General features: G+C 52.9%; 11 protein-coding genes and 1 other annotated feature. Of the genes, 7 read left to right on the forward strand and 4 right to left on the reverse strand.

Translation table 11 applies throughout. From position 1 onward, the window contains the following. Window positions 1–53: 53 nt before the first annotated feature. The 4 genes from GA0061071_RS18795 to GA0061071_RS18810 all read left to right on the forward strand — a co-directional run bounded on the left by GA0061071_RS18795 (window position 54) and on the right by GA0061071_RS18810 (window position 4,769). On the forward strand, window positions 54–1,418 hold the full coding sequence (locus tag GA0061071_RS18795) for a PepSY-associated TM helix domain-containing protein (protein ID WP_088236685.1): 1,365 nt from the start codon (window positions 54–56) through the stop codon (window positions 1,416–1,418). 209 nt (window positions 1,419–1,627) lie between these two features. After that, entirely contained in the window at window positions 1,628–2,698 is a 1,071-nt protein-coding gene (aroF, locus tag GA0061071_RS18800; RefSeq protein ID WP_088236686.1) for a 3-deoxy-7-phosphoheptulonate synthase AroF, read from the forward strand. Between the two features lie 9 nt (window positions 2,699–2,707). Beyond that, window positions 2,708–3,829 carry a bifunctional chorismate mutase/prephenate dehydrogenase gene (gene tyrA / locus GA0061071_RS18805; RefSeq protein WP_061493618.1) on the forward strand — a complete coding sequence of 374 codons (1,122 nt, stop codon included), beginning with the start codon at window positions 2,708–2,710 and terminating at the stop codon, window positions 3,827–3,829. A gap of 67 nt (window positions 3,830–3,896) precedes the next feature. Then, window positions 3,897–4,769: an SMP-30/gluconolactonase/LRE family protein gene (locus tag GA0061071_RS18810; protein ID WP_061493619.1), complete on the forward strand. Its 873-nt coding sequence runs from the start codon at window positions 3,897–3,899 to the stop codon at window positions 4,767–4,769. Here GA0061071_RS18810 and pheA read toward each other — a convergent pair. From pheA to bamD, 4 genes are all read right to left on the reverse strand, one after another. Beyond that, the gene (gene pheA, locus GA0061071_RS18815; RefSeq protein WP_061493620.1) at window positions 4,766–5,926 is read right to left on the reverse strand and encodes a bifunctional chorismate mutase/prephenate dehydratase; all 1,161 of its coding nucleotides are present in this window, start codon (window positions 5,924–5,926) and stop codon (window positions 4,766–4,768) included. The genes GA0061071_RS18810 and pheA overlap by 4 nt on opposite strands. A gap of 22 nt (window positions 5,927–5,948) precedes the next feature. Continuing rightward, window positions 5,949–6,075: a sequence feature (Phe leader region), on the reverse strand. Further along, window positions 6,027–6,074, reverse strand: coding sequence for a pheA operon leader peptide PheL (gene pheL / locus GA0061071_RS23550; protein WP_100250063.1), 48 nt, complete (start codon window positions 6,072–6,074; stop codon window positions 6,027–6,029). It overlaps the preceding feature by 48 nt. A 102-nt stretch (window positions 6,076–6,177) precedes the next feature. Continuing rightward, a complete protein-coding gene (gene raiA / locus GA0061071_RS18820) occupies window positions 6,178–6,513 on the reverse strand; it encodes a ribosome-associated translation inhibitor RaiA (RefSeq protein WP_061493621.1) in 336 nt (111 codons plus the stop codon). Window positions 6,514–6,786: 273 nt separating this feature from the next. Continuing rightward, window positions 6,787–7,524, reverse strand: coding sequence for an outer membrane protein assembly factor BamD (gene bamD / locus GA0061071_RS18825; protein ID WP_061493622.1), 738 nt, complete (start codon window positions 7,522–7,524; stop codon window positions 6,787–6,789). 131 nt (window positions 7,525–7,655) lie between these two features. Here bamD and rluD point away from each other — a divergent pair, with 131 nt between their 5' ends. From rluD to clpB, 3 genes are all read left to right on the forward strand, one after another. Continuing rightward, on the forward strand, window positions 7,656–8,636 hold the full coding sequence (gene rluD / locus GA0061071_RS18830) for a 23S rRNA pseudouridine(1911/1915/1917) synthase RluD (RefSeq protein ID WP_061493623.1): 981 nt from the start codon (window positions 7,656–7,658) through the stop codon (window positions 8,634–8,636). Further along, window positions 8,633–9,364, forward strand: a complete 732-nt coding sequence (yfiH, locus tag GA0061071_RS18835) for a purine nucleoside phosphorylase YfiH (RefSeq protein WP_061493624.1) — start codon at window positions 8,633–8,635, stop codon at window positions 9,362–9,364. Before rluD ends, yfiH begins: the two co-directional genes overlap by 4 nt. A gap of 129 nt (window positions 9,365–9,493) precedes the next feature. Next, window positions 9,494–12,067: an ATP-dependent chaperone ClpB gene (clpB, locus tag GA0061071_RS18840; protein ID WP_088236687.1), complete on the forward strand. Its 2,574-nt coding sequence runs from the start codon at window positions 9,494–9,496 to the stop codon at window positions 12,065–12,067. Window positions 12,068–12,531 lie beyond the last annotated feature (464 nt).

The raw sequence follows: 12,531 nt of genomic DNA on the forward strand, positions 1-12,531 counted from the left end.
TTGCCCGTACGCCCTGGCGTAACGGCATCTTTTTGCTATTTCTGAGGAAAAGTATGACTTCCTGCACCCCGCGTGCGGCGTGGCTGAACCTGCTACGACGCCTGCATTTTTACATCGGTCTGTTTGTGGGGCCGTTTATCTTTATCGCCGCCCTGACTGGCACTTTATACGTGGCGACGCCGCAGCTCGAAAACGCGCTCTATCAGGATGCGCTTTACGGCGTGGAGAAGGGGGAACGCCAGCCGCTGGCGGAACAGATTGCCATTGCTGAGCAGGTGACCGGCGGGCATCTGCGTCTCCATGCGGTGCGTCCTGGTCTGAGCGGTAACGACACGACACGTGTGATGTTTGCCGATCCGCGGCTTGGCGAGTCGGAAAATCGCGCCATTTTTATTGATCCAATGACTCTGCAAGTGAAGGGCGATATGACGGTTTATGGCACCAGCGGGATTTTGCCGCTGCGCCAGTGGATAGATTACGTCCACCGTTCATTGTTGCTCGGTGATGTCGGGCGTATTTACAGTGAACTGGCGGCGTCCTGGATGTGGGTGGCGGCGCTGGGTGGCATTGCGTTGTGGTTTTTCACCCGACCAAAGCGGCGGCTCAATAACCCGGTGCAACATCATCGGCGCTGGCATGTTTCGCTCGGCTGGATCTTGCTGGCGGGAATGTTGCTGTTCTCAGCAACCGGCTTGACCTGGTCACAATGGGCTGGCGGCAACGTTGATCGTCTGCGCGCCGCGTTTGGCTGGGTGACTCCGCAACTCAATACACAACTGCATGGCATGGCAACGATTGGCGATCCACATGCGGAACACCATGCGCACCATGACGGTATGGAAATGCCTGATATGCAGCTCGATTGGGTGCAGTTTGATGAGGTGCTGCAGAGTGCGCAGCAGGCTGGCATTTCCGCCACTAAGCTGGAAATCCGCCCGCCGCGTAGCGCCGATAAAGCCTGGACGGTAAGTGAAATCGATCGTCGCTGGCCCACGCAGGTTGATGCGGTAGCCATTGACGGCAGCAGCATGGCGGTTATCGATCGCACCCGATTTGCTGATTTCCCGTTAATGGCGAAACTCACGCGCTGGGGCGTCGATTTCCATATGGGCGTACTGTTTGGTCTGCCGAATCAGTTACTGCTGATCGCCTTTGGCTGCGCACTCTGTGTCACGATCGTACTGGGCTACCGGCTATGGTGGATACGTCGTCCGGCTCGGGCAAGTACGAACCCGGCGGGAACATTGCTGTACTGCTGGCTGCATCTGAGCGTGGTGGGGCGTACGATCACTGCGTCGCTGGCATTATTGCTGGGACTGGCTTTGCCGGTACTGGGGGGCAGCCTGTTGGTGTTTATACTGATGGATATCATACGCTGGAGGCGTCATCGTCAGGAGGCGCAGATCACGGTCGGCTAATGGCTAATGACAAATGGTGCGGCTAACCCCGCGCCATTTGTTTGTGTAACGCTATCGTTACAGTAATTGCACTGTAAAATGGCTTTTAATTTGATTGTGTAAAGTAAACGGTACGAATTGTGGATTGAAATCTTTACCGCTTGTGGTATGGTTACGTCATCCTCGCAAGAGGAACAACTATCGCAAACGAGTCACACAGGATCGCAATCATGCAAAAAGACGCGCTGAACAACGTACACATCACCGACGAACAGGTTCTGATCACACCGGATCAATTAAAAGCGACATTTCCGCTGACCACGGAGCAAGAAGCGCAAATCGCGCAATCTCGCCAGACCATCTCCGATATCATTGCCGGGCGCGATCCGCGCTTGCTGGTGGTTTGTGGTCCTTGCTCTATTCACGATCCGGAAGCGGCGATTGAGTACGCTCGTCGATTTAAAGCCCTTGCCGCAGAGGTCAGCGATAGCCTCTACCTGGTGATGCGCGTCTATTTTGAAAAACCCCGTACTACCGTTGGCTGGAAGGGGCTGATTAACGATCCGCATATGGATGGCTCGTTTGATGTGGAAGGCGGACTGAAGATTGCGCGCCGTCTGCTGGTTGAGCTGATCAGCATGGGGCTGCCGCTGGCGACGGAAGCGCTGGATCCGAATAGCCCGCAGTTCCTGGGTGATCTGTTCAGCTGGTCGGCGATTGGCGCACGTACCACGGAATCCCAGACGCACCGCGAAATGGCCTCCGGTCTGTCGATGCCTGTGGGGTTCAAAAACGGCACCGACGGCAGCCTGGCCACGGCGATCAACGCCATGCGTGCTGCTGCGATGCCGCACCGCTTTGTCGGTATCAACCAGGCCGGTCAGGTCTGCCTGTTGCAAACGCAGGGTAACCCGGACGGGCATGTGATTTTGCGCGGTGGTAAAGCGCCGAACTACAGCCCGGCGGACGTTGCGCAGTGCGAAAAAGAGATGGCTCAGGCGGGACTCAGGCCGTCGCTGATGGTAGATTGCAGTCATGGTAACTCCAATAAAGATTATCGTCGCCAGCCTGCCGTTGCGGAATCCGTCGTTGCTCAAATCAAAGATGGCAACCGGTCGATTACCGGTTTGATGATTGAAAGCAACATTCACGAAGGCAATCAATCTTCTGAACAACCGCGCAGTGCAATGAAGTACGGCGTTTCCGTGACGGATGCCTGCATCAGTTGGGAAACCACGGAAGCGTTGTTGCGTGAGATTGATAAAGACCTGCGCAATAGTCTGGCGACGCGTCTTGCTTAAGAGGTTGTTATGGTTGCTGAATTGACCGCATTGCGCGATCAGATTGATGATGTTGACAAGGCGCTGCTGGGATTACTGGCGCGCCGTCTGGAACTGGTGGCACAAGTTGGCGAAGTGAAAAGCCATTATGGCTTGCCCATTTATGTCCCTGAACGTGAGGCGGCAATGCTGGCGTCGCGCCGGAAAGAAGCTGAATCGCTGGGGGTACCACCCGATCTGATTGAGGATGTGCTGCGCCGTGTGATGCGTGAGTCCTACTCAAGCGAAAACGATAAAGGTTTTAAAACGCTCTACCCTGAATTGCGGCCAGTGGTCATTGTCGGCGGCGGTGGGCAAATGGGGCAACTGTTTGCCAAAATGCTGACGCTTTCCGGTTATCAGGTTCGCATTCTGGAAAAAGATGACTGGGCACAGGCCGAGGCACTGGTGGCGGATGCTGGCATGGTGATTGTCAGCGTGCCGATCCATGTTACTGAGCAGGTGATCGCGAAGCTACCCGCGCTGCCGGATGATTGCATTCTTGTCGACCTTGCGTCGGTAAAAAGTGGCCCACTACAGGCCATGCTGGCGGCGCATCAAGGGCCCGTACTGGGGTTACACCCGATGTTTGGCCCGGACAGCGGCAGTCTTGCTAAACAGGTGGTGGTCTGGTGCGATGGGCGGCAGCCGGAAGCGTATCAGTGGTTCCTGGAGCAGATTCAGGTGTGGGGCGCGCGTTTGCATCGTATCAGCGCCGTTGAACACGATCAGAACATGGCGTTTATCCAGGCGCTGCGGCACTTTGCCACCTTCGCTTATGGGCTGCATCTGGCGGAAGAGAATGTTCAGTTGGAGCAATTGCTGGCGCTGTCTTCGCCAATTTATCGCCTCGAACTGGCGATGGTCGGCCGGCTGTTTGCTCAGGATCCGCAGCTTTATGCTGACATTATTATGTCGTCGTCCAGCAATCTGGCGTTGATCAAACGGTACTATAAACGCTTTGGCGAGGCGATTGGTTTGTTGGAGCAGGGAGACAAGCAGGCATTTATCGACAGCTTTCGGAAAGTGGAGCACTGGTTTGGCGATTATGCCCAGCGTTTCCAAAGTGAAAGCCGCGTGTTATTGCGTCAGGCGAACGATAGCCGCCAGTAATCTGAAAGCCGTTTATACTGAAAAGCCAGTGGTTACCCGCTGGCTTTTTTCATTTAAGGGACGCGCGATGGCTGAGCTGAAAACGCTGTTTGATTACACCGGGCATTTACCGGAATGTCCGACCTGGAGTGAACCGGAGCAGGCGCTCTACTGGGCCGATATCCTTGAAGGGGAGATCCATCGCTATCATCTGGCGACGGGTGAACATACGGTGTTGTCGTTTCCGGAGGAGGTTGGCTGTTTTGCATTGCGGGAAAAGGGCGGTTTTATCGTGGCGATGCGTTACGCCATCTGGTTAACCGATCCGCGCGGTCTGCTGCGGCAAAAAGTGTGCGATAACCCGTCGAATCCGCAACTTGCGCGCTTTAATGATGGTGGCACCGATCATCTGGGCCGTTTTTATGCCGGCACGTTTTGGGGGCCGGGTGACTACAATGGCGCACTGCTATTGCGTATTGATAATGATTTAACACCAAAAGTGGTGCAGTGCGACATTCATGGTGCTAACGGGCTGGCATTTAGTCCGGATGGTCAGTGGATGTTTACCTCTGATACGCCCAACGGTGTGATCTATCGGACGCCCTTGGATCAACAGGGGGAGCCGGGTAAACGTGAACTCTTCCACCGGTTTAAGGCGGGTGAAGGTATACCGGATGGTGCTGCCGTCGACGTGGAAGGTTGTTACTGGAGCGCGATTTTTGATGGTTGGCGTATTGCGCGTTTTTCGCCGCAGGGAGAACGACTGGAAGAGTATTCGCTGCCCGTTCGTTGCCCGACGATGGTCTGTTTTGGTGGTAAAGATATGAAAACGCTTTTTATCACTACTACGCGGGAAAATATGGATGCTGACGAAGTGGCGCAATACCCGCTTTCGGGGGCGATCTTCACCCTGCCGGTTAGCGTGGCAGGAATGAAGAAATCGCTGTTCAAAGAGCGTTAAACGGGCTCAACCGGCACTACGTTTTCGCTCGGGTAGCAACCCAGCACTTTCAGCGAGCGGGTAATATCATTCAGTTCGCGCAACGCTTTTTGCATCCCATCGGAGTGCAGGTTAGCCTGAACATCGAGATAAAACATCTCTTCCCACGGGTTGCCATTAATCGGGCGCGATTCCAGTTTCGTCATGATGACGTTGTGCTTGCGCAGCACCAGCAGGGCTTCAACCAGTGCGCCAGCCTGCTGGCCGGTGGCCATCAGTAGTGTGGTCTTCGCGGGCACCTGATCGGAAACATCGATCGCTTTACGCGCCAGCACCACAAAACGTGTAATGTTTTGCGTCTGGTTAGCCAGGTTGCGTTCCAGCACCTGGAGTCCATACAGCGCTCCACCCGCTTCGCTGCCCAGCGCTGCAACATGGGGTGAATTCGCCTGCGCCACTTTCTCCATGGCGGCTGAGGTGCTTTCGCAATATTCAATCTTCCACTGCGGGTAGCGGTTCAGGAACTGGCTGCACTGCTGGAACGGCTGCGGGTGACTGTAAACAGTTTTAATCTGCTCCAGATCGGTCGAGCCGGAAACCAGCACACAATGATCAATTGGCACCGTCAGCTCGCCCACAATCGACAAACTGGTGTGTTGCAGTAAATCGTATACGTCGTTGATTGCGCCTGAGCTGGTATTTTCCAGCGGTACGACGGCGTAATCCGCCTGGCCGGTTTCCACCTGATTGAAGATATCGTGGAACTTCAGGCAGCCGCTTTCGATAAACTCTTCAAAGTGGCGTGCAGCGTACTGGCGGGCCGCCAGATGGGAGTAAGAACCTTTGGGGCCGAGAAACGCGATGCGCGCGGAATGGGGGTTGATCTTATTCAGATGCTGCTGGAGCAGTGCTTGCTGAGTCAGGACTGAGTCTTCGATGATTAATTGAAACAGGCGGGTAATGTAATGGGCGTCCAGATGATGCGCTTTACCCAGTTGAATCAGACGTTCCAACAGATCGCGCTCGCGATCGATGTCGCGCACCGGACGGTGTGAATGCAGTTTGGCTTTGCCGACTTCGACAGAAAGCTGGCGTCGTTCGGCGAGCAGCGTCAGTAACTGTTCATCCAGCGCGCTGATTTTTACACGTAAATCCAGTAAGGGGTTTTCAGCCGTCATGTTGTTGCCTTTAATTGTTATCAAAAAAAAAGCCTCCCGGAGTGGGAGGCCTTATTGTTCGTCTTCGCATTCTTTATCACAAAACGAATCGCCTCCCGGTTCAGGGGAAGGTAAAAAAGAATGCGAAGAAGAACGGTACAAGTTTCATGCAGTTTTCCTTTGAGTGACTGAAGTACAGTACCCGTACTGTTTTCTTTCTGTCAATAAAAAACGCGCCCGAAGGCGCGTTGGATAGGGACTCAATGTAGAGACTACTCTTCTTCTTCAACGAAGCTTGGGTCTTTCACCGACGTTGCGGCGCGACGTGCTTCACCTTTGTGTTGCACTTTATTGAGCTGCCGTTCCAGCTTGTTAATCAAATCATTGATAGCGGTATACATATCTTCGTGTTTTGCGCTGGCGACCAGATGCCCGTTCGGCGTGTTGATCGTCGCATCCGCAATAAAGCCCTGTGGCTCTTTAGACAGAATGATATGTGGATTAATCAGATGGGTTTGCCATTTATCCAGTTTGGCGAGACGGTCTGCGACATGCTGGCGGATTGCCGGAGTAATTTCCATTTGTTTACTGGTAATGTTCATTGTCATAAATTTTACCTCTTGTCTTTCCGTCTTGGTGATTTCAGCATACCGTGGTGAATGTCAAAATGTGTGATTTAAATCACATTATTTTGTCACTTTTTGTCAAAGGAAAGGTTTTGTGAGGCAGGACAGGAAGAGCGCAAATATACCTTGTCGAACGCGTAAATAGCGGTCATAGTTGATAGGATGGATTGGGGCTAAACCGCTTCAGCAATAAGTGAAACCGAATAAAAAAACGGCAGCCTGCGGGCTGCCGTTTTGTCTTTCAGGCGATTGGTCTTAGCTGGCGCTACTGTTCGCCGCAATGATTTTCGCGACTTTGTCAGCCTGTGCGTTCATTTGCATTTCGCGGTAGGCTTTTTCCATCAGCGGCAGCGCATCGCGCGTGGCTTTCGCATCCGGGAAGTCACGAAGCATCCCTTCCACGCGGTTGACAACAGCAACCCAGGCACCGCGGTCGGTGTAATATTCCGCTACGGAGTAGTCATATTTTGCCAGGCGATCTTTCAGGAAGACCAGGCGTTTGGTGGCATCCGTGACGTACTGGCTTTGCGGATAGCCGCGTACCAATTTAGAGAAGTCATTAAATGCGTCACGGGCATGTTGTGGGTCGCGATCGCTACGATCAACACCAAAGAACCCTTGCAGCGCGCTGTCATCCAGCGCCATATTGGTTAGCCCGCGCATGTACATCACATAATCGATGTTGGGATGCGTTGGGTTCAGACGAATGAAGCGGTCAATTGCGGCCTGAGCAAGCGGCAGATCGGCGTTTTTGTAGTAAGCGTAGATCAGATCCAGTTGCACTTGCTGAGAGTAAGGACCAAACGGATAACGATTATCCAGGGCTTCCAGTTGCGTTATTGCCGCCTTCCAGTTACCGTCTTGCAGTTTTTGCTGGGCAGTCGCGTAGATTTCATTTGGTGGATTATCAGGCACCACTTCCTTTGAACCGGAGCAACCCGCCAAAGCCAGACTCAACGTGGCGGCTGCCACCAGATATTTCATGCGCGTCATGACGTTTAGACTTTCCTCAGAATGTTAATGCGGGAGATTCTTTATTCCTGCTCCCGACTAAGACCAGCTACAATAGCACACTATATTAAACGGCAAAGCCGTAAAACCCAACGTTAACGAAGAAGCTGTATATGGCACAACGAGTACAACTCACCGCAACGGTATCCGAGAACCAGCTCGGTCAACGCTTAGATCAGGCTTTGGCCGAATTGTTCCCTGATTATTCACGTTCGCGTATAAAAGAATGGATTCTCGACCAGCGCGTGCTGGTCAACGGCAGCGTCAGCGACAAGCCGAAAGAGAAAGTGTTGGGCGGCGAAAGCATTGCCATCAATGCTGAAATTGAAGAAGAAGCCCGTTTTGAACCGCAAGATATTCCGTTAAATATCGTTTATGAAGATGACGACATTATCGTTATCAACAAGCCACGTGATTTGGTGGTGCATCCCGGAGCCGGTAACCCTGACGGTACGGTGCTGAACGCATTGCTGCATTACTATCCGCCTATCGCCGATGTTCCGCGTGCAGGGATTGTGCACCGTCTGGACAAAGACACCACCGGTTTGATGGTGGTCGCAAAAACGGTGCCGGCGCAAACGCGGCTGGTGGAGTCCTTGCAACTGCGTGAAATCACACGTGAGTATGAAGCGGTTGCTATTGGTCACATGACTTCGGGTGGCACTGTTGAAGAACCGATCAGCCGTCACCCAACGAAGCGTACGCATATGTCCGTGCATCCGATGGGGAAACCGGCGGTCACGCATTACCGCATCATGGAGCATTTCCGCATACATACACGCTTGCGTTTGCGTCTGGAAACCGGCCGTACGCACCAGATCCGTGTGCATATGTCGCATATCACGCATCCGCTGGTGGGTGATCAACTGTACGGTGGTCGTCCGCGTCCGCCAAAAGGGGCCTCGGAAGCGTTTATTGAGGCGCTGCGTAAGTTCGATCGCCAGGCTTTGCACGCCACCATGTTGCGTCTTTATCATCCGATCAGCGGTATTGAGATGGAGTGGCATGCGCCGATCCCGCAGGATATGGTCGATCTTATCGACGCGATGCGCGCTGATTTTGAATTGCATAAGGATGAAGTGGCCTGGTTATGACCAAACTGATCCGCCCGGACTGGCCGCAACCCAAGAATGTTGCAGCCTGTAGCTCGACACGTATTGGTGGCGTTAGCCTGCCGCCTTATGACTCCCTGAATCTCGGTGCACATTGCGGTGACGATCTCCTTCTGGTGGAGGAAAACCGTAAGCGCATGTTTGCGGAAGGTGGTTTACCGTCTAAACCTGTGTGGCTTGAACAGGTGCACGGCACCGATGTGCTGAAACTCAACGGTGAGCCTTATACCTCGAAGCGGGCGGATGCCTCCTACAGTAACACCCCGGGTACCGTTTGTGCGGTGATGACTGCTGACTGTCTGCCGGTTCTCTTTTGTAATCGCGAAGGAACGGAAGTTGCCGCTGCGCATGCGGGGTGGCGTGGTTTATGCGCGGGTATACTGGAAGAGACGGTCGCGTGTTTTGCTGATAAGCCGGAAAATGTGCTGGCGTGGTTTGGTCCGGCGATTGGCCCGCAAGCCTTTGAAGTTGGCCCGGAAGTCAGGGAGGCGTTTATGGCCCATGATCCCCGTGCTGATGACGCCTTTCGCCCGGTTGGGGAAAAGTTTTTTGCGGATATCTACCAGCTTGCGCGCCAGCGGTTGGCAAGCGCAGGCGTGGAGCATGTGTTTGGCGGCGATCGCTGTACTTTTAGCCAACCGGAGGATTTTTTCTCCTATCGCCGGGACAAGGTCACCGGGCGTATGGCAAGTTTCATTTGGCTGATATAACCTAACGAATCAAGACGATCCAGTACGCGTAAGTTTTCTTTCGCATAATTCAGGTCATTCACCTTGAATAATTGAGGGATGACCTCATTTAATCTCCAGTAGCAATTTTGACCTGTTATGGGAGGAGTTATGCGTCTGGATCGTCTTACTAATAAATTCCAGCTTGCTCTTGCCGATGCCCAGTCGCTCGCACTGGGGCAAGACAACCAATTTATCGAACCTCTTCATTTAATGAGCGCCTTGCTGAATCAGGAAGGGGGTTCGATTCATCCTTTATTGACCTCTGCCGGCGTGAACGCTGGCCAGTTACGTACCGCCATTGAACAGGCGTTAAGCCGCTTACCGCAGGTGGAAGGCACCGGCGGCGATGTGCAGCCTTCTCAGGATCTGGTTCGTATGCTTAATCTTTGCGACAAACTGGCGCAAAAGCGGAGTGACAACTTTATTTCGTCAGAACTTTTTGTTCTGGCTGCGCTTGATTCACGTGGCACGCTAACTGATTTGCTGAAATCCGCTGGTGCAACAACCGCCAATGTGACTCAGGCGATAGATCAAATGCGTGGGGGAGAAAACGTGAACGATCAGGGGGCCGAAGACCAACGTCAGGCCTTGAAAAAATTCACTGTCGATCTGACCGAGCGCGCCGAACAAGGCAAGCTCGATCCGGTTATCGGTCGTGATGAAGAGATCCGCCGTACTATTCAGGTACTGCAGCGCCGGACGAAAAACAACCCGGTATTGATTGGTGAGCCAGGCGTTGGTAAGACTGCCATCGTTGAAGGTTTGGCGCAGCGTATCGTCAATGGCGAAGTACCGGAAGGGCTGAAAGGGCGTCGCGTGCTGTCGCTGGACATGGGGGCGCTCGTTGCCGGGGCAAAATACCGCGGTGAGTTCGAAGAGCGTTTAAAAGGTGTGCTTAACGATCTGGCGAAACAAGAAGGCAACGTCATCCTGTTTATTGACGAACTTCACACGATGGTGGGCGCAGGGAAAGCCGACGGGGCGATGGACGCCGGTAACATGTTGAAACCTGCGCTGGCGCGTGGTGAACTTCATTGTGTGGGGGCAACCACACTGGATGAATATCGTCAGTTTATTGAAAAAGATGCTGCGCTGGAACGTCGTTTCCAGAAAGTGTTGGTCGCAGAACCTTCGGTGGAAGATACCATTGCCATCTTGCGTGGTCTGAAAGAGCGTTATGAATTGCACCATCACGTGCAGATCACTGACCCGGCGATTGTGGCGGCGGCAACGCTGTCACACCGTTATATTGCCGATCGCCAGTTGCCGGACAAAGCCATTGACTTGATTGATGAAGCTGCATCAAGCATCCGTATGCAGATTGACTCGAAACCGGAAGAGCTGGACCGTCTTGATCGCCGTATTATTCAGCTCAAGCTGGAACAGCGGGCGCTGATGAAAGAGTCAGATGAAGCCAGTAAAAAGCGTCTCGACATGCTTAATGAAGAGCTGGAGGATAAAGAACGCCAGTACTCAACTTTAGAAGAAGAGTGGAAGGCCGAAAAAGCGTCGCTTTCCGGAACGCAGACCATCAAATCGGAGCTGGAGCAGGCGAAAATTGCGATGGAACAGGCGCGCCGTAATGGTGACCTGGGGCGTATGTCGGAATTGCAGTACGGTAAAATTCCGGCGCTCGAAAAACAGCTGGCTGCGGCTACACAGGCGGAAGGCAAAACCATGCGTTTGTTACGTAACCGCGTAACCGATGCGGAAATTGCTGAAGTACTGGCGCGTTGGACCGGTATTCCGGTGGCACGGATGATGGAAGGCGAACGTGAAAAATTGCTGCGCATGGAGCATGATCTGCATCATCGGGTGATTGGTCAGGATGAAGCCGTTGAAGCGGTATCGAATGCGATCCGCCGCAGCCGTGCGGGGTTGTCAGATCCTAATCGTCCGATTGGCTCGTTCCTGTTCCTTGGGCCAACCGGGGTGGGGAAAACCGAGTTGTGCAAAACACTGGCGAATTTTATGTTCGACAGTGACGATGCGATGGTGCGTATCGATATGTCCGAATTTATGGAAAAACACTCCGTCTCACGTCTGGTGGGGGCGCCTCCGGGATATGTCGGCTACGAAGAGGGCGGTTACCTGACCGAAGCGGTGCGTCGTCGCCCTTACTCCGTCATCCTGCTGGATGAAGTGGAAAAAGCGCACCCGGATGTGTTCAACATCTTATTGCAAGTACTGGATGACGGACGATTGACGGATGGGCAAGGCAGAACCGTGGATTTCCGTAATACGGTGGTCATTATGACATCTAACCTGGGTTCTGACCTGATTCAGGAGCGTTTTGGCGATCTTGATTATGGCCATATGAAAGAACTGGTATTGGGTGTCGTTAGCCAGAATTTCCGCCCGGAATTCATTAACCGTATTGATGAGGTGGTTGTGTTTCATCCTCTGGGTGAGAAACATATTGCTTCTATTGCGCAGATCCAACTGCAACGTTTGTACAAACGCCTGGAAGAACGTGGCTATACGGTGACGATTTCTGAAGAAGCGCTGAAACTGCTGAGTGCGAATGGTTACGATCCAGTGTATGGGGCTCGTCCGCTGAAACGCGCCATCCAGCAGCAAATCGAGAACCCGCTTGCGCAGCAAATTCTCTCCGGTGAGCTGATTCCGGGGAAAACGGTTGAGCTGGTAGTGAAAAACAATCGTATTGTGGCAGTGCAGTAAGTCACAAATATAAGAAAACGGGCCCTGCGGGGCTCGTTTTTGTTTAAAAACCAGGCAAAAATTCACTTTCTCCAGTGGTTTTGCCTGGAAAGTGAGCGAACGGTAACTTTTTTTAAATTAAGGGTTGTCAGCCGGAATTAACTCCCTATAATGCGCCACCACTGACACGGCACAACGGCAAACACACCGGCCTGTCAGGTGAAGAAATCTGAAAATATTCAGTTGACTTCGCAGCGGGAAAGCGTAATATGCACACCCCGCGCCGCAGCGAAAACACAGCGGCACTGCTCTTTAACAATTTATCAGACAATCTGTGTGGGCACTCAAAGTGACATGGATTCTTGACGTCCACGGACGCTAAATGAATACCAAGTCTCACGAGTGAACACGTAATTCATTACGAAGTTTAATTCGATGAGCATCAAACTTTTAAATTGAAGAGTTTGATCATGGCTCAGATTGAA

Source organism: Kosakonia oryzendophytica (genome assembly GCF_900094925.1).
GTDB lineage: Bacteria > Pseudomonadota > Gammaproteobacteria > Enterobacterales > Enterobacteriaceae > Kosakonia > Kosakonia oryzendophytica.

What these genes read in the sequence shown, in the direction of transcription:
- GA0061071_RS18795 (WP_088236685.1), top strand. Translation starts at nt 54, where the DNA reads ATGACTTCCTGCACCCCGCGTGCGGCGTGGCTGAACCTGCTACGACGC.
- aroF (WP_088236686.1), top strand. Translation starts at nt 1,628, where the DNA reads ATGCAAAAAGACGCGCTGAACAACGTACACATCACCGACGAACAGGTT.
- tyrA (WP_061493618.1), top strand. Translation starts at nt 2,708, where the DNA reads ATGGTTGCTGAATTGACCGCATTGCGCGATCAGATTGATGATGTTGAC.
- GA0061071_RS18810 (WP_061493619.1), top strand. Translation starts at nt 3,897, where the DNA reads ATGGCTGAGCTGAAAACGCTGTTTGATTACACCGGGCATTTACCGGAA.
- pheA (WP_061493620.1), bottom strand. Translation starts at nt 5,926, where the DNA reads ATGACGGCTGAAAACCCCTTACTGGATTTACGTGTAAAAATCAGCGCG.
- raiA (WP_061493621.1), bottom strand. Translation starts at nt 6,513, where the DNA reads ATGACAATGAACATTACCAGTAAACAAATGGAAATTACTCCGGCAATC.
- bamD (WP_061493622.1), bottom strand. Translation starts at nt 7,524, where the DNA reads ATGACGCGCATGAAATATCTGGTGGCAGCCGCCACGTTGAGTCTGGCT.
- rluD (WP_061493623.1), top strand. Translation starts at nt 7,656, where the DNA reads ATGGCACAACGAGTACAACTCACCGCAACGGTATCCGAGAACCAGCTC.
- yfiH (WP_061493624.1), top strand. Translation starts at nt 8,633, where the DNA reads ATGACCAAACTGATCCGCCCGGACTGGCCGCAACCCAAGAATGTTGCA.
- clpB (WP_088236687.1), top strand. Translation starts at nt 9,494, where the DNA reads ATGCGTCTGGATCGTCTTACTAATAAATTCCAGCTTGCTCTTGCCGAT.